The sequence below is a fragment of the Providencia sp. PROV003 genome (genome assembly GCF_045040775.1).
GTDB classification, from domain to species: Bacteria; Pseudomonadota; Gammaproteobacteria; order Enterobacterales; family Enterobacteriaceae; genus Providencia; species Providencia huashanensis.
The window spans coordinates 578,282-595,796 of the sequence record NZ_CP096369.1 but is presented as its reverse complement, the minus strand read 5'-3'; the positions used below and the strand labels follow the sequence as shown (position 1 = coordinate 595,796).

The window sequence follows — 17,515 nt, the reverse complement described above, 5'->3', positions numbered from 1 at the left end:
TTTTTAGGATAATATTCCTATCGCGCCATGAAAATCTTGAGAAAAGTATAGAGAGTTATTATAACCAACTGGCCATGTATGTTTTCATAAGCAAGCGCCTCGTCTGAGCGAGGCGATAACCTTAATAGGCTTCGTTTAAAGAGCGAATGAAATAACCGAAATACTATTAAGAGAAAAATAGTGAGTATGCAGGTAGATTATATGATTTTTTGAAACGTATAATCTACTGTGTATTATGATGGATTATGATTACTAGATGTGAGTTAGTTAAAAATATTGTTTTTGTATAATAACCATACCCACAACCCACTCATTAACCTCTTAATCAGATTATGAATTTAGGTATGATTTTTGTCTTGGGGGCATTAATGAGGGCAATGCTATTTATCCAACTAAGTAAACCCATTTAATATCAACGTCATTACCTATTAAATACGACTCCTGTAATAGCCATTCAAGTTCAATATACCTCCATTGAAGGCAATTAAATCCTTTAAATTCAATGCAGATTTAGATATATTTGATAAATAATATTAAATATAAACACACAAAATAGAGGGGCTTATAACTAACACCGCCCTAATTTAAGAATCCTGTTTTATTAACTTATCGATATACGTAAAGAAATTTATACTACGAACATGATAGAATTATTAAATAGTGTTGTTCGTTACCCGATTAAAAAATCATCGGGTAATTTTTTTTGGGTATTTAACAGGCATGAATTTACCATAAAAGTGAACTATGCTGATATAAAATTATCTACAGGTTCGATTTTTATCTAAAAACACTTGTATTATATACTTCTGCATATTTTTAATTATTTAAAAATTAAAGTATGTTAAATAAGTTAATATTAAATATACTCAAAAATTAAGACCCCACCACCACTGATGTTGCCAAAAGATACATTGGATCTACTTTTTCCTAATGTAATTCCTATATCTAGTGTTTTATTAGTAATACTTTGAAGTGTCGTGATTAATTGCTTTTTACCATCAACTGCCAACTCACCGTACCAACCAGATGACACATTTCCTAAATCTAAACCTGTACGAGTTGGATTTGCACTATCAATAGGTTTTGAGGGCTGGTAAGTTACTTTAATATTTCCAGGATAAGTACAGCTAACGGTTATACTTTTAGTTAGATTTACTCCATCAGCTATTGATTGTGGTAAAGAACCAAAATTAAAATCTAGTTGAGTCTTATCTACACGACAAGTATTAATAACAGTTACATTAAAAGTAAGTACAGCTGAGTTTTTAGGTTGGATAAGCGCAACAGAACTTAACCATTTAGCTGGTATATTTGGGTTTCTGACACCAAATAAAGTCGTGTTTACTTTAATAATATGCGGTGTATTTCTAATTGGGAGATTAGTATTACTGATTAATGTAATAGGAGTTTCTCCACTAAATGATTGTGGCGTATAAGGGGTTCGCGAACAGGTTGCACGGCCAACATTACCTGAGCTTTGCCCTATCTGTGCATATTGTGTATTTGGATATCCATTGATTGTACCTAATGATTGGGGTAATAAAATTCTAAAAGTAAATTTTTCATTGGTAATAGGATCTACATAATCCACTGTATTTGGTGCAATCACATATTGCATATTAGTTGAATTAGGTGAATTCCCGTATGGAGGACATGCACGAGATCCCCATGCATACTCAGTCATTTTTCCTCCCATACTACTTAGCTTAGCTCTTAACGTTAAATTGACACCATTAAAGTTAGCGCCCGTCCAAGTTGTATCAGCTGTAAATTGAGTACCACTATACCCCATGACTGTCCAGTCATCTGGATCACCAGCATTGCTAATACTAGAAATAGCCAGTAGTGAAGCAGGTAACAAATAAAAAACGGTTTTCATCATAAAATATAATCCAAATTATAAATAACTCATTAGGATAGCAACAGTACTATCGAAGCTACCTTCCGTTAATAGTAATTTATTGGGGGTAATTAACGAAGCTCGAAGGATAAATGAGCCTTGTAGCTCATTACTACCAAAAGGAATCCATTTATTTAAATCAAGATTAGCATTACTCTTGGTTAAAGAGATTCCCAGTCCATTCTTTGATGTTCGTAATACGTTGTTACCAACTTGTGTATAGACACCATATTTAGTTGGATATAGATACAAGTTCATAACTTTATTAGCTGGAACTGAATTTCCTGTACAGTTATATTTTAACTGAATATCCTTATAGGCTGTTCCATTTTCAACTTCAGAGAAGTCAACATTATCAAAATTTATAAATAATGGTGATTCATTATTTTCACCTAAAATAGTACAAACAGGAGCAACTATAGTTGCTGTAATATTAATTTTTACATCAGCACGGCCATTATTAAAATCAGCAGCAGTTACTACTCTAGAAAAAAGTAATAATAATAAGAGCGACTTTCTTATTTTCATTATATAACTTCCTATTATTAGTTATAATTAACCATAATGCTTGCAGTTCCATGTACGGTTCCTGGTCTAGCAAAGTCACCTTTTTTTAGATATGTATTCAGTACTAACTCTGCTTTATTTTCTGAACTCACTCTAACCTCAAGTGGTTGATTAAACGAAATTAGTTCGCCATCAAGGCTCTCAAGACCAACGATTAGACCTGTTCCTCCTTGTGTTGTTAAATAATCAATTCCATTTTGTTTATATATATTTGTAGAAGATAATGAAATTTTTATTATTTTATCCATCATAGTAGGCGTACAGTTTTCAAATTCAATTTTTAATGGTTTTTTATCTGAAATATTGCCATTAACCTCAATATAACCTAGTGAATAAGGAATGAATTGAATGGTTATCTCTGACTGTTTAATTTCACATTTTTTATCAATTAGATTTCCATTGAAATTAATAAGCAAATCACTCGAAAAAGCAATAGGAGTCATAGTAATAATTAATATGGAAAATATGAATTTAATCATAATTTAACTCCATGATAGCTGAGCTGCCTTTAGTATTTTTATTTTGTATATAAAGTATGTTTTTACCAGAATAAAGTGGATGATAAATATCATATACTGTAGTTGTTATGTTGTTTTTTTCGATCAATTTAGCCTTGGCTTGTAAAGGTATTTTAATATTTTGATTATTTACTAAACATTGTTCTAGTTCAATAAAAAAAATATCGTTATTATATTCATCATCCAAAATAACGCACGGAGAGTACATTAATCCTACTTTAAAATGCAGTTTTCCACTTAAACTATCCATTTTAATAGCCGATGTTACATCATGTGATGGAAAAGAACGATTTTCATCATATTGACTAGCTACACTGCTTAATGAAATAAAAAGTGAGAAAAATACTACAGAAAAATATTTCATTGTACCCTCATTTTATAACTGGCTATTGTTGACTATCAGCTTTGCATACTGATGATTTGCAGTTAAAGGAAACAGTTGGTCTACCACCGTAATCATTTATGTAGGTTAAGTACGGTTTCTGGAAATGTGTACTTTTAACTTGATGACTTCCAAAAGGGTCAATCATAAATGAATCAAATGCGCCATTTTCAGATTTGTTTTTGTCACCCGCTAACCCAATGACCGTTAAATAAAATGGAGAGGTATTTTTAATAATATACCCATCATTTACTGTATTCAGCTCTAGATCTAAGGCCCAATCAGTTTTTGCTTTATCTAAAATAGGCTCTGGGCGATAAAATAATTTAATTCTTGATTGTAATGCAACCTGCATTACGTTTGGCTTATCGCTTTTCGGTGGTATCTCTCTTAAATTAAAATAATAAATAGACTCTCTATCTTTAGGTAATTTAGATACATCCGTAGTTGAAATTCTAATCATACTTTTTATATTCGGTTCTAAGCGCTGAACTAACGGTGTCGCAATTAATGGTCCTGTTGTAATTTTATTTCCATCTTTATCGTCAATCCAAGCTTGAGCTAAATACGGCAAGGTGTCACTCTGGTTTTCGATATTAATAATTACAGGGGTAGAATCACCTTCTACTATTGCTCTGGTTCTATCAAGAGATACTGCCGCTATGCTATTTTGTGCTACCAATAATAGCGGAAGTAATAAAAATTTATTTTTCATAAAATTCTCTACTTTTTGCAAATTAAAATAATTTGGTTTGCATTATCTAAATTGGGTAATGTTGTATTACACTGATTTTTATTAGACCAATTGATATTTAGCCTTTCTTCAGATTGAACAGCTGTTAACCATACTAATCCGTTATCGCTAATTATCCCGACTTCTCTACCTTTTTCATTTAGTACTTGAGCACCAAATGGAGGAGAACCTGAATTATCTGCCATTTTAATAGTTGCAAATAACTTGAATCCCTTATCTGCACTTATTTTTCTGTATCCAATTGCACCTTCTGTTAATGCAATATCATATATCGTATTTGATGACTCAATATTATCTGGTAATTTACTCATATCAACATTATAGCTATTTTTGTAATAGCTGGTCATATTCGGAATAACTCCGATCCCTATTCCATTTGTTACTGTTGAACCATTATTTAAAGGAACATCAGCGATATTATTTGTATCTATCATTAACCTAGCTGCAGATGAATATGATGAGCTATGTAAAGCAATACCATGCTGTGTTAATGTTACACCACCATTTAACCCCATACCTAAGCTAGAATCACCTTTATCTGAGATTGAAATATTACTATTTAAAGACGCATAACGAGTTGATAAATCATACATACCAGCTAGCGTACTTTGTTTTTTAGCATCCTTACCATAACTTGTTGATGCGCTTAAGTTATAGTAATCATTATCCTCAGTTAAGGTAGATACAGAAACACGCGAATTATAGGTGTCATTATATTTCATTGTGTCAAAAGTGTAGAACTGCTTGCCAAATGGAACTGAAAGCATCAAGCTAATTTGGTCATCATATTTATTTTGGTAATAACTTCTATTTGCTGATAGCGTTATACTTCCTCCTTGTAAGTTTAAATAAGGAATATTAACGCTTTTACCTATATTTAGGCCGTATTGATGAGTTTGACCTCGATCCCAATACTGTTGTAATTGATAATTTAAATTTATATTAAATTCACCTAGACGCTTTGAAAGACTTATTTGATAGCGTTCTTTTTCATTATCAATAAATTTATTATTTCTTAAATCTAAATATTGAGACATAGTATAAAATTTTCTATCAGTAAAACGATACCCCGCAAAAGTTAGATCCATATCGTAATCATCAAAAGTTTTAGAGTAATTAATACTATATGAGTTACCTGATGGACTATCATGATCTAACTGCGAAAAAGAGCGAGCTATATTTACAGATAAAGCACCAAACTGATTCATAAATCGGCCAAAGCCTAATGAAACTTGTTGATAACCTTGGCTTATATCTGAGGCTGCATTTAATGACCAATTATTATTTAAACCATGTGAGACTTCTCCTCTGAAGAAAAAAACGCCTCTATATACTGAATGGTCTCGTTTAATTGGTTGCCCTGCAGTTACATTATATCGAGTAGTTCCAGGACGAGTTAAATAAGGCACATTGGAACTATTAACAATAAACTGTTGTTCAGACCCATCTTGCTCAATAATTTTTACGTGTAATTCACCACGAGTACCACTATTCAATGATTGAATTTTAAATGGACCAGCAGGTACATTGCCATCATATATTACCCTTCCTAATTGAGTAATAACAACGCGAGAATTAGTTTTAGCTATTCCTGTAATTTCAGGAGCATATCCTCTTAGTCTAGGAGGTAACATTGAATCGTTTGTAAATAAAGATAATCCTGTAAATCTAAAAGGTTCTAGTATCTGTGATGGTGTTGTACTTTCACCCACGACTAATTTAGCATCTAATGCTTTAATATTTCTATATAAATAAATTGCATTAAATAAAAAATTACGAATTGTTGATGTTTGGCTATTTGACTCTTGTCTTTGATAATTACCATAATATTCACTTCGTAAACGCCAAGCACCCATATTAGCACCAAGATATCCACTGATCGATGCAATTTGATTTTTTAAACTGTCATTATCGCTATATTGATAGTTGGCATTGTAATCTAATAATAACCCGCTGATCCCTTCATCCCAAAGGGTTTTGGGTAACCAGTTTACATCCATATACTCTAAATATAATTGAGGTATATTTATGATTACCGTTCCCTCAGGTAAATTAGGAGTAACACTAACACCCTTCAAAGCCAAGAAATTAATACATTCCCCGTTATTCCAATAGGTCAGTTCTTTCACATATTTTTCTTTAAGGCCTAAACTATTAATATAGTCTTTATCAATACATATATCACTCACAGAATCATCATTATCATTAGCTATAATTTTAATAGGAGAGGCCGATTGAGTTAATTGAGTACTATTAATAATTATATTAAAAAAATAAGTTCCAGGAAGAATAAAATTTGGATTTTGAAACCTTGATACGTCAATATTCGCTTTATCTGTGCTATCAAGTATATCTGTATTGAACTCTACAGAATAGGATACTTTGTTAAAAAAAAGCATCGACACCATTAAAATGGTCATTTTTTCTTTTATTGATAACATCGTAAATACTCATTAAATTAATAGTAATCAATATCAAATGTAATGATACTTGAAAATTCTCCTACTTGTGGCCTAAGCCCATCATCAACAACAATTTCAGATAAAAAGTTTAATTGTTGTTCATTGACTGATTTCGTTTTGCCTGCAACTCTTTTTAAATCATAAATGGGATAATATTCATTAGGCTTGACAATGTTATTTCCGTTTAATATATAAATAGCCAAACCATCGGCATCATTAAATTTAAATCCATTAAAGTTGCTTGTTACTGAACCTGAAAATTTTATTCTTATAGGTGATTTCTCATCCTCAAAATAAGAATTTGATAGCTGACAGTTTTTTAATATTATTTTAAATGGTTTGATTATCTTTTTATCTTTAATTCTACTTAAAGGGTAATCACCAAATTGAATAATTTGATCTTTACTTGTTAGTTGCATTGAACAACCCGAGGCTAATATTTCACCTTTAACTGTTGCTTGTCCCCAATTCATTGCTGCAAATGCTGGAATGCTAAAAAAATGAGCAAAAAAAGTGGCAATAATTAACAAGTTTTTCATAATAATATTCTTTTTCAGGTAATATACTCCTCCACATAATAGTGAAGGAGTGTATATAACTTACTGGTATGCGATTTCGAAGGTAGAAATAGTTGTGAAATCGCCCGCTGTTACAGCAGCAGCACCTGCTTTTTTAACAAAAGCAGAGTAAGTTAATGTATTGTCACCATCGCGCAAATTTAAGTTAGCAGGAGTACCAAAAGTAATATCTTTAATACCTACAGCAACGTTTGCAGCACTGCCTGTAGTTGCTAAAAGATTTTGACCTGCAATTTTACTTACACCATCAAAAGTAATAGTTGCTGTTTTAGTTACTGTAGTTGGATTTTGTGGATCGCTGTTATCAATTGATGTTAATTTACAGCCTTTCAGATTTAAATCGAAGTTTTTATACTTTGAATCTCCATCATTTAATTGACTTAATGATAGTTGGCCAAAATCAACAATTGTAGCAGTACCACCTTGTCCTGCATCTAAGTTACAAGGCGTATCGCGAACTTCACCTTTGAAAGTAACAGTACCAGTATTAGTATCTGCAATTGAAGCAAATGACGTTGTTAACATTGCTGCTACTAATACAGACATATATTTGTTATGTTTCATACTATTTCCTAATATCATTGTTAAGATGTTAATATTTATGTTTTTGAGAATGGAATTATATTAATTTCATTGACTAACACAGATAAGTATATCTGTATAAGAAAGAGTTTTTGCTATATAAATTTCTTTATTATACAGGAATATGAATAATGTATTATTATTTGATAATGTAGTGTTTACTCATTACTAAAATTTTATTTCTCTCATTTCAAATAGGATGAGTATGAAACAAAATCTGAAAATGATGCATTCATAATTGATAAAATAAATATCAAATCTGGTAATGATAGGCCATTTGAACCTCGTTCATATCGTGATATTTGCTGTTGACTTACTCCTACTAATTTACCTAATTGTGCACCAGTTAATCCATTTTTAAGTCTGGTTTTTCTTATAAAATCACCAATTTCTAGGTTTATATTTTTTACAATGAAATTTTTTTGGGTGCTAATCATAATAAATTCCTCAATAATTTATTTAATTAAACTAGTGAAGTTATAATTTCTTACTGATTTAATTTTCATTTAATCTAGCTTTTATTTTTATTTATTTAAAGATGTTTATATCGATCGATTAGTTAACTTTGATAGGCTAACTCTATCAAAATGCTGTTATTGATCGGTTATTCGGATCAAAATGTGACTTTAACTACTATTTAAAGAACATAACAATATGATTTTATGGTTTTTTTTTGATTCGATATTATGTTGTTAATTTCGAGCAGGACTATAATTTATTTATTTACATTACAACTTACGTATTAAATAAAAAACATTTTGTTACATATAAGTACGTATTTATTATATTTTGTTTCATAATAATATTGTTACATTTTAAATTAATTACAGTAAAAACTATAACGTTAGGGTTATTTTGATTTTATATTAGGGTAAGATTATTCTTAGTATCGTTTGTCTTTTTAACTAACATAATAGTATATACATTTTACATTTTAGAGTGTTAAATAGAATGAAAGAGTTATAGATGTTTTTAGAATTAATGTAGTCCTCTATAACATAAAGCTTAGATTTTATATGAGTTTTATTCGGGTTTAATAGTTTCTCTATTTAAATTCTCTTCTTTTCATTTTTCGTAGAGTATGATAATTGCCGTTACTACTAGCTATGATGAATTTTGCTATAGCGGTTAACTATTAGAGTTTACATTGTTTACTCGATTATCAATGAAGTTACATGACATGTATATTCGCCCAATGATAATACTTAAGCTTATTGAGGGTGATTTTAACGACTGAGTCATTGACTTCAATTGATATCTTTAGCATGAAAATAGAGTTTATCTACTGCTGTATTACGTTCAGAGTTAGAGCGCTTAGGCAGTAAATCATAAATTGGCAAAGTATGTTAAAGAGGGGCTTCTCTCACTAGAAGTCAGTCTTAGAAAAACCAGTCATACCATCCAGCCCCATTTCACGACCTAATGCCGTCATGGGATGGACAATGACCAGCCCTCGCACGGTTTTTTTCAGCTTACCAAGATCAGCTTGTTCTTTCTTCGTAATAGGGCGTTTGAATGGCATATCAACCAATTTTTGCGCTTCTTTACTTAATTTTTTGTTACGTACCTCTTTTAGACGAGCGATTTCAATTTCCAGCGTCGCTTTTTCTTTCTCTAGCTCGGCGTATTTTTCTGCTTCATTCGTCAATTGCATACTGGTCATTTGGTGACGAATAAGGTCTAAACGGTCGCTAAGAAGCTTAATTTGTGTTTTTTCGATTTCTTTCATTATTTATTAACCGTGGATAAATTTTATTGTGGGCAAGTATACACTATTGCGGGAAAGAGAGGGAAAAGAGATGCTGGCTAATGCCCCTTTGAAGTTACCTTTATCGTTCATCATCCATGTGATGAAAACAACATAACTACCTTATAAATCAACTTATCACTCAACTATCCATCGTATTTTATTCTTTTATGTCTTAGTGACATCATGATTAAGTGCTTGCATTGCGGTATCATCACTGCCCTTTCTGACATATTATATTTAATTTTCTAAAAAATTATTATTTTTAGTTAATTTATCGTTGGTATATAGCGAAATATAACGAGGTATAGATGAGATCATAATGACTAAACGTAAATTTATTACACGTACAGAAGTTAATTCTTTATTGGAGGCTACAAAGCAAGGTCGCTATCCTAATCGCGACTATTGTTTGTTATTAATGAGCTTTTTGCATGGGCTAAGAGTGAGTGAGCTCACTCATATCACAATGTCTGATATTGATTTGGTGCAGAAAGTGATATTTATTAGGAGACTAAAAGGAGGGTTGTCTACCGTACAGCCTATAATTCCCGAAGAGTTTACTGTGATTGAAAAATGGCTAGTTGAACGAAACTCTTGGAAAACAGCAGGATCAGATTGTTTATTCATTTCACAGAAAGGAAGCCAAATTTCTCGTTATCAAATTTATCGTTTATTTGAACAGTATGGAAAAATAGCAGGGCTTCCTGTAAAGCTTCATCCTCATATGCTAAGGCACGCATGTGGTTATGCATTAGCTGATTTAGGTAGGGATACACGATTAATCCAAGACTATTTAGGGCATCGAAATATCGCTCATACTGTCATTTATACTGCTAGTAATGAAAAAAGATTTAGCGGTATTTGGTCGAATAAATAAGCAATTTAATGACTTGTGTCAACATAAAGCTAACATTAAACATAATAATATGAACTAAACACCAAGAATACCTCAGTTATTTAGGCAATTGATATGATAAAGCTGAGGTATTCTTATGCATATTAAGGGCAAAAATTATTTTTAAAGCCATAAATAAGATGTTCAAATGACTTATTTTCCAACCTCTAAAAATAAAATTAGTTAATAATTTCATCTATTCTTTTTTTTTGAATTATCATAATTTAATTACTCCAATTAAGGGTATCAGTAACCCGCTTGCGTTGTTAACTAATTGTTATCATATTTTAATCATTTCTTTTACAGTGATAGTCTATTTTGGATTGTCTAATAAAGTTTCTCTGTTAAATGGCGTGTTATAAGCGAGGTTTTTTAGATGATAAATTTATATTTTTTGTTTTTGTAAGATTAAAAATCTATAGTTTGTGGTTTTTGATGTGTTGACGCAGTATGTAATAAGAAAATTAATCAATTATCGATGATAATCAACTGAATGAATAAAATGCCTATAAAAATCAAGCTACAACGCAACATAATAAATCAAAATGTTTAAATTACCTAATAAGTATAATTATCAGGCTAACCAAAATCAAATAGCATAAAATTCTGTTACTGTAATGCATTTTAGAGGTAATTATTAATTAATGTAAAAAATTGTCATTAACAACAAAAAGTTATCATTCATGATTTTTATATGCAATAAAACCAACCAGTCAAATAATCTAACTCTACCAGTTTAGTAGATATATTAAAGATTTTAATTCTGACGATTCTTATATAAAAAACAATTTGTCTAAAACTTATTTAACGCAACATTTTGATTTATTTTGTTGCGTTTTTTTTCATGTAAAAAATGAATTGTTTGTTTTATGAGCAGCTCTGATTGTTTTGCCACATTACACAAGGCTTTATTGGTGAGATATGAAAAGTAATAAATTAAAGACCAGTATAGATAGCTTTCAGAAAATACTAACCGAACAAATTGGCATGGAATTATCCTATCTTAGAAAGGAGAAAGGGCTTAGTGGTAGTGAGTTAGCTAAAAAATTAAAGATATCACAACAACAAATATCTCGTTATGAAAGAGGAATATGTAGCATTAACTGTGGAATGCTATTTTCAATTTTATTCTATCTAGAAATCAGCCCGAGTGCATTTTTTGAAAGTGTATCATTGAAAATAAATGAAAAACATCCTAGTGCTAATTCATTTATTCATAATAGTGAGTGTTTGTCCGATGGAAAGGATAACTACCATTATATTTTTAATCGACAAACAGAAGTTATTTTAAATTCTTTATACAGCAAATAGTTATTTTAAAAATAATAAATTCTAACTATGCCCTACATCATGTCGGGTAATCATCACGTTGTTATATATAAATGAGGTTCAAATGAAAAAAGTATTTTTAGCCGCACTAGTTTCTGCCGCTATTGCATCTCCAGCACTGGCTGACCAAGGACATGGTAAAGTCACCTTTAAAGGTGAAATTATCGATGCACCTTGCTCAATTAGTTCAGATTCTATTGACCAAACAGTATGGTTAGGCCAAATCGCGAACTCTATTTTAGCGAATGGTGGTACTTCTAGCGCTAAACAATTCAATATTGAATTGGAAGACTGTGTATTCCCGAAAGATGCAGATGACAAAGTGTACAACGATAAAGTGAGTATCACATTCTCTGGTTCTAGCGCTGCTTTCAACTCTAAATTATTGGGTGTAACAGGTTTAGATGCAACAGACCCAACTATTGCTGGCAACGTAGGTATTCAATTAACGGATACTAATGGTGCAGCATTAGATATGGGAGTTGCAACAGCTCAAGAACACCAATTACAAGCGGGTGATAATACATTGCGTTATAGCGCTTATGTACAAGGTGCGAATGTTGCGGTTGATAAAATTCCATTAGGTAAATTTGAAGGCGTAACTAACTTTACCTTAACTTATAACTAATTGATTAGTTTAAGAGGAATACCTTTGTGTTCCTCTATTAATCACCAAACTAAGTCAGAGGTTAAAGTGAAAGGATTTATCTATTTGCGAAGAAAAGCATCATCTCTATTTCTTCTAACATTATTTCTTTCGCCACAAATGGCAGCATCATCTCATGGATGGGGAAAAGTCACGATGAATGGCGAAATAGTCGATACTGCCTGCGCAATAGATATTGGGTCTAGGGATCAGACCATTAATATGGGGGTGCTTCCAACAAGCTATATTCGTGAAGTTGGGAAAGGCCCCATAAAAGAATTCAATATTAAGCTCATTGATTGTCGTTGGGAAAAATATTCGAAAGATAATAACGAATGGAATTCACTCGAAGTCACTTTTGATGGCCCATCTGAAGGTGATTTTTTCACACTCTCGGGTGAAGCAAAAGGAGTGCAATTGGCATTGCATGATATATCTGGATATTCCATTACACCAGGAAAGCCATTACCTGTATTAGGAATTACGCCAGGGACAATGATCCTGAAATATCAAATGCAATTAGTCACCAATTATCATCCTGTTAAAGCGGGTAATTACCAAACCTTATTAAGGTTCAAGGTCGATTATTATTAATTCTAAGAAATTATATTGGTGTTTTAGGGATGTTTTTTATGTTTTTTAAACAACACAAAATAAATATAATAACGACAACGATAATGATTACATTTGGAACATTATCCGCTCAGTTATATGCTGCTGATACTATACAATTTAATACGGCGTTATTTGATTTAGAAGACAAAAAAAACATTGATATTAAGCAATTTTCACGTGCAGGCTATATTATGCCTGGCACCTATCCCCTCAAAGTACAAGTCAATAAAGAAACTTTACCTGAGCAACGGTTTTCATTCTATGCGCCAGAGAATGACCCTGAAGATAGCCTCGTTTGTATCACACCAGAACAAGTCCAACAGCTAGGGTTAACAGCCAGTTCGTTGAAGCAAATTACGTGGTGGCATAATAATGAGTGTCTTGATTTATCCAGCTTACCCGGCTTTCAAGCTCGAGGGGATTTATCTGACTCAACATTGTATCTGAGTATACCTCAAGCCTACCTTGAATATAGAACAGCTAATTGGGACCCGCCCTCTCTGTGGGATGAAGGGGTTTCAGGGGCTATTTTAGACTACAATATAAACGCAAGAGTGAATAAGCCTCATGATAACAATAGCAACTATAATGTGACAGCAAATGGTGTCGCAGGTGTGAACCTTGGTGCATGGCGTTTCAGGGGAGATTGGCAGGGACGTGCTCAACGAGAAAATGGCTCGAACAGTAAAAATGAGCATGATTTTCAATGGAGCCGACTATACGCCTATAAAGCGTTAACCAGTATTAAAGCGAAATTGACCTTAGGTGAGGACTATTTTAACACGGATTTATTCGACAGTTTTCGATTTACAGGTATTGGCTTACGCTCTGATATCTTAATGTTGCCGCCTAATTTACGTGGCTATGCACCTGAAATAACGGGTGTTGCGACGACAAATGCGACGGTGATTGTTAGCCAACAAGGGCGGATTATTTATCAAGAACAAGTCGCTGCGGGTCCTTTCCGTATCCAAAATTTAAGTGATGCGACGACGGGAAAACTGGATGTTCGAATCGAAGAGCAGGATGGTTCGGTTCAAGAATATCAGGTTGAAACAGCCAATATCCCTTATTTAACTCGACCAGGCAGTATTCGATATAAATTAGCGATGGGTCGTCCAACGGATATGGATCATCATGTCAATGGAGATACATTTGCGAGTGGTGAAATGTCGTGGGGTGTCACTAATGGTTGGTCATTGCTTGCAGGCTCATTAAATAGCCAAGACTATAATGCATTCAACGTGGGTGTAGGCCGAGACTTACTGGCATTTGGTGCCTTATCTTTCGATATTACGCATTCAATTGCAAATATTCCTAATGATAAAAAACTCACGGGTAATTCTTATCGAATAAACTATTCAAAACGTTTTGATGACTATGATAGCCAAGTTCAATTCGCGGGTTACCGATTCTCAGAACGCAGCTTTATGACTGTAACCGATTTTTTAACGGCTAAAGATTCAGGTGAGCGTCAAGGTAGTAATAAAGAAATGTATGTGATTTCTTTAAATAAAAACTTTAGGGAATCGAGAATTACAGCTTATTTAAACTACTCGCACCAGACTTATTGGGATAAGCCAGAAAGTAATCGCTACAATTTAATGGTGACAAAAGCCTTAGATTGGGGAAGCCTGAAGAACATTAATATTTCGTTATCGGCTTATCGCAATAAATATAATGAAACAAATGATGATGGCCTGTATATCTCAGCGTCAATGCCTTGGGGAAATGGTGCAAATATTGGTTATTCATTGCAAGCAACACGTGATGATACCGTTAATCGAGCAACCTATTATGACAAATTGTCCGATAGAACCAATTATCAAGTCAGTGCAGGTTCGACCAACAAAGGTGGAACCGCAAGCACCTATATTACCCATTATGGTGATAATACTAAGTTAACTGCAAATGCCAGCTATATTCACAATAATTACACGTCATTTGGGGTAGGGGCACAAGGCGGGTTTACCATGACTTTAAATGGTGCGGATGCTCACCGAGTCTCAAATATTGGCGGAACTCGTTTACTGATTGACACCGATGGTGTGGCTAAGATCCCTGTATCAGACCGAGGTATCCCTATTGCATCAAATGCATTTGGTAAAGTGGTTGTTCCTGACTTAAATAGTTACTACCGCAGTAAAGTTAAAGTTGATTTAAACGCATTACCGAATAATGCCGAAGTAACGGATTCTATTGTTCAAGCGACATTAACAGAAGGTGCGATTGGCTATCGCAAATTTAATGTACTGTCTGGTGAAAAGATGATGCTTTCAATGCGTATGTCTGACGGTTCTGCACCGCCATTTGGTGCTCAGATTACGAATTTGAAAGGAAAAGAAACGGGAATAGTCACCGATAATGGATATGCCTATGTTAGTGGTATCAACCCAAATGAAGTCATGATTATTCATTGGGGTGGCGAAGCACAATGTGAAATTAATTTTCCAGAAAATTTAGAAACAATTCATCAAGGATTATTTATTCCTTGTAAACCATTATCAAATAAACGTAATGAAGCAGATAATAATCTGTAGATGAGTGATTGCTATGAAAAAATTAACTAATTTATATATCAGTACTATTTTACTAAGTTGTTTAGTTAGCGGAAGCGCATTCTCGGCAATTGCTTTAGATAGAACCCGAGTTATTTTTAATGGCGATCAAAAAAGCGTTTCAATTACTATTACTAATAAAAATAATCAACTGCCTTATTTGGCTCAAGGGTGGGTTGAAAATATTCAAGGGGTAAAAATTACTTCACCGTTTGCAGTATTACCTCCGGTGCAAAGAGTTGAACCCGAAAAATCAAGCCAAGTCCGTATTGAAGTGCTCCCTGAAATTAGTCAGTTACCTCAGGACAGAGAAAGTGTTTATTACTTTAATTTAAGGGAGATCCCACCAAAAAGTGATAAGCCGAATGTTTTGCAATTGGCGTTACAAAGCAAAATTAAATTATTTTATCGCCCTAAAAGTATCATGCTAAGTGAAACAGAAATGCTGAATAACCCTTGGCAAGAAAAAACACAGCTTATTAAGCAAGGTGACCAATATATCATTAAAAATCCAACTCCCTTTTATATCACGATTATTGGTGCAGCTGAACGTAAAGATTCACCAGTAAATCAGAATTTTAAGGCAGTTATGGTTGCACCATTTAGTGAAGAAAAATTAGGGGTTCCAAGTTCTACTGTGGGATCAAACCCAGTATTGACCTATATAAATGATTATGGCGGCCGACCAAAACTTCAATTTAAATGCCAAGCAAACACATGTCAGGTTGTTCCTGAAAATAAATAGAGAGGAAAATGATGATTAATCAAAAAAGCTTTTCCCTACTCTTTGGATTATCTCTCATATTTCATTCATCTGTTATATATGCGGCATCAAATAATGCCTTTTATAACACGACAGGAAATTGGGATGTTGAAGGTGCAAATGGCAAAATTTTCGTTTATGGCTCGTTAACGGAAAGCGCCTGCCATTTATCGATGGATTCTGCATTTCAATCTGTTGATTTAGGTAACATTGAAACGGCATCATTAAAAACAATTGGGGCTCAAGGCCACAAGACACCGATAAACATCGAATTATTGGATTGTATCGAAACCCCAACTGTTTTGCGAAACAATAAATCAGGTAATGTTACATGGAGTATTTCTCAGCCTGGCATGAAAATTAGGTTTATCACGCCAGTTGTTCCTTTTAGGCCGAACATAGCGAAAGTTGAAGGTGTGAATGGACTTGGATTACAGATAACTAATCCTAAAGGGAAAGAAATTGCTTTTGGTGAGTATAGTGAACCTGAGCTTATTTCTACGGGGCAAAATATTTTAACTTATTATGTAGCACCCGTAAGAATTGCAGAGAAATTACAAGCAGGGGCTTATCGAAGTGTTATTTCTTTTCAAATAACGTATGAATAATCTTAATAGATTGTCTGATATAGCATTGAAGGTATTTATATGAATAACTTAAATTTCAATTTTTATAAATTTAAAAAAATAATACTCTCCATGCTATTTAGTTTGTTATTTTTTTCGTTACCGAGCCATGCCAAAAATGGCCAAATAGGTGAAATTAAAATACGAGGGCAGCTTGTCGCTGAAGCTTGTACAGTAAGGCCTGGTGATGAAAATATCATTGTGGACTTTGGTACTATCGTTAATAAGTACCTCTATATTAACCAAAAAACGCCACTTGAAAATTTTAATATTCATTTAGATGATTGTGATAATAGTATTTTTAAAACGGTGACCGTTAAATTTACAGGAAGCGAAAATACTCATTTACCTGGCCTTCTTGCATTAGATTCTGGCAGCATGGCTTCGGGGATCGGAATTGAAATCTTAGAATATAGTGGTAAAAAAATCCCCATTAATAGTTCGACATCTGCATACAATCTAGAGAATGGTACGAATATTTTAAGTTTTAATGCAAATGTACAAGGGGAACCCGACGCAATAAAAAATAAAAGTATTGCGTTTGGCCATTTTACTGCAACCGCTGTTTTTAGTTTAATTTATGATTAAGG

18 protein-coding genes are annotated in these 17,515 nt (G+C 33.0%); 8 read left to right on the top strand and 10 right to left on the bottom strand.

The window, feature by feature from the left end; all coding sequences use genetic code 11:
• Positions 1–856: 856 nt before the first annotated feature.
• From M1F14_RS02535 to M1F14_RS02490, 10 genes are all read right to left on the bottom strand, one after another.
• Positions 857–1,882, bottom strand: a complete 1,026-nt coding sequence (locus M1F14_RS02535) for a hypothetical protein (RefSeq protein WP_181468931.1) — start codon at positions 1,880–1,882, stop codon at positions 857–859.
• A gap of 15 nt (positions 1,883–1,897) precedes the next feature.
• Entirely contained in the window at positions 1,898–2,428 is a 531-nt protein-coding gene (locus M1F14_RS02530; protein WP_232370504.1) for a fimbrial protein, read from the bottom strand.
• 17 nt (positions 2,429–2,445) lie between these two features.
• Positions 2,446–2,946 (bottom strand): fimbrial protein, encoded by a 501-nt coding sequence (locus tag M1F14_RS02525; RefSeq protein WP_042848575.1) that lies wholly within the window; start codon positions 2,944–2,946, stop codon positions 2,446–2,448.
• Entirely contained in the window at positions 2,939–3,349 is a 411-nt protein-coding gene (locus M1F14_RS02520) for a hypothetical protein (protein WP_042848574.1), read from the bottom strand. Before M1F14_RS02520 ends, M1F14_RS02525 begins: the two co-directional genes overlap by 8 nt.
• A gap of 22 nt (positions 3,350–3,371) precedes the next feature.
• Positions 3,372–4,082, bottom strand: a complete 711-nt coding sequence (locus M1F14_RS02515; RefSeq protein WP_042848572.1) for a molecular chaperone — start codon at positions 4,080–4,082, stop codon at positions 3,372–3,374.
• An 8-nt stretch (positions 4,083–4,090) separates the two neighbouring features.
• Entirely contained in the window at positions 4,091–6,562 is a 2,472-nt protein-coding gene (locus M1F14_RS02510) for a fimbria/pilus outer membrane usher protein (protein WP_042848571.1), read from the bottom strand.
• 17 nt (positions 6,563–6,579) lie between these two features.
• Complete coding sequence (locus tag M1F14_RS02505) at positions 6,580–7,122, bottom strand: fimbrial protein (RefSeq protein WP_048605548.1); 543 nt, start codon at positions 7,120–7,122, stop codon at positions 6,580–6,582.
• 60 nt (positions 7,123–7,182) lie between these two features.
• Positions 7,183–7,725 carry a fimbrial protein gene (locus M1F14_RS02500; protein WP_042848569.1) on the bottom strand — a complete coding sequence of 181 codons (543 nt, stop codon included), beginning with the start codon at positions 7,723–7,725 and terminating at the stop codon, positions 7,183–7,185.
• A 203-nt stretch (positions 7,726–7,928) separates the two neighbouring features.
• On the bottom strand, positions 7,929–8,180 hold the full coding sequence (locus tag M1F14_RS02495) for a helix-turn-helix transcriptional regulator (protein ID WP_042848568.1): 252 nt from the start codon (positions 8,178–8,180) through the stop codon (positions 7,929–7,931).
• Between the two features lie 929 nt (positions 8,181–9,109).
• The gene (locus tag M1F14_RS02490) at positions 9,110–9,472 is read right to left on the bottom strand and encodes a YibL family ribosome-associated protein (RefSeq protein WP_042848564.1); all 363 of its coding nucleotides are present in this window, start codon (positions 9,470–9,472) and stop codon (positions 9,110–9,112) included.
• A gap of 340 nt (positions 9,473–9,812) precedes the next feature.
• Here M1F14_RS02490 and M1F14_RS02485 point away from each other — a divergent pair, with 340 nt between their 5' ends.
• The 8 genes from M1F14_RS02485 (at position 9,813) to M1F14_RS02450 (ending at position 17,513) form a co-directional block, all read left to right on the top strand.
• Positions 9,813–10,370, top strand: a complete 558-nt coding sequence (locus tag M1F14_RS02485) for a tyrosine-type DNA invertase (protein WP_042848563.1) — start codon at positions 9,813–9,815, stop codon at positions 10,368–10,370.
• 939 nt (positions 10,371–11,309) lie between these two features.
• Complete coding sequence (locus M1F14_RS02480; protein WP_042848562.1) at positions 11,310–11,699, top strand: helix-turn-helix domain-containing protein; 390 nt, start codon at positions 11,310–11,312, stop codon at positions 11,697–11,699.
• 82 nt (positions 11,700–11,781) lie between these two features.
• Entirely contained in the window at positions 11,782–12,345 is a 564-nt protein-coding gene (locus M1F14_RS02475) for a fimbrial protein (protein WP_042848561.1), read from the top strand.
• Between the two features lie 66 nt (positions 12,346–12,411).
• Positions 12,412–12,957, top strand: a complete 546-nt coding sequence (locus M1F14_RS02470; RefSeq protein ID WP_225833133.1) for a fimbrial protein — start codon at positions 12,412–12,414, stop codon at positions 12,955–12,957.
• Between the two features lie 29 nt (positions 12,958–12,986).
• Positions 12,987–15,518, top strand: a complete 2,532-nt coding sequence (locus M1F14_RS02465; protein WP_181468933.1) for an outer membrane usher protein — start codon at positions 12,987–12,989, stop codon at positions 15,516–15,518.
• A gap of 13 nt (positions 15,519–15,531) precedes the next feature.
• Positions 15,532–16,281 (top strand): fimbria/pilus periplasmic chaperone, encoded by a 750-nt coding sequence (locus M1F14_RS02460; protein WP_181468935.1) that lies wholly within the window; start codon positions 15,532–15,534, stop codon positions 16,279–16,281.
• Positions 16,282–16,289: 8 nt separating this feature from the next.
• Positions 16,290–16,907 carry a fimbrial protein gene (locus M1F14_RS02455; RefSeq protein ID WP_048605542.1) on the top strand — a complete coding sequence of 206 codons (618 nt, stop codon included), beginning with the start codon at positions 16,290–16,292 and terminating at the stop codon, positions 16,905–16,907.
• Positions 16,908–16,946: 39 nt separating this feature from the next.
• Positions 16,947–17,513, top strand: coding sequence for a fimbrial protein (locus M1F14_RS02450; protein ID WP_042848558.1), 567 nt, complete (start codon positions 16,947–16,949; stop codon positions 17,511–17,513).
• The last annotated feature ends 2 nt before the right edge of the window (positions 17,514–17,515 follow it).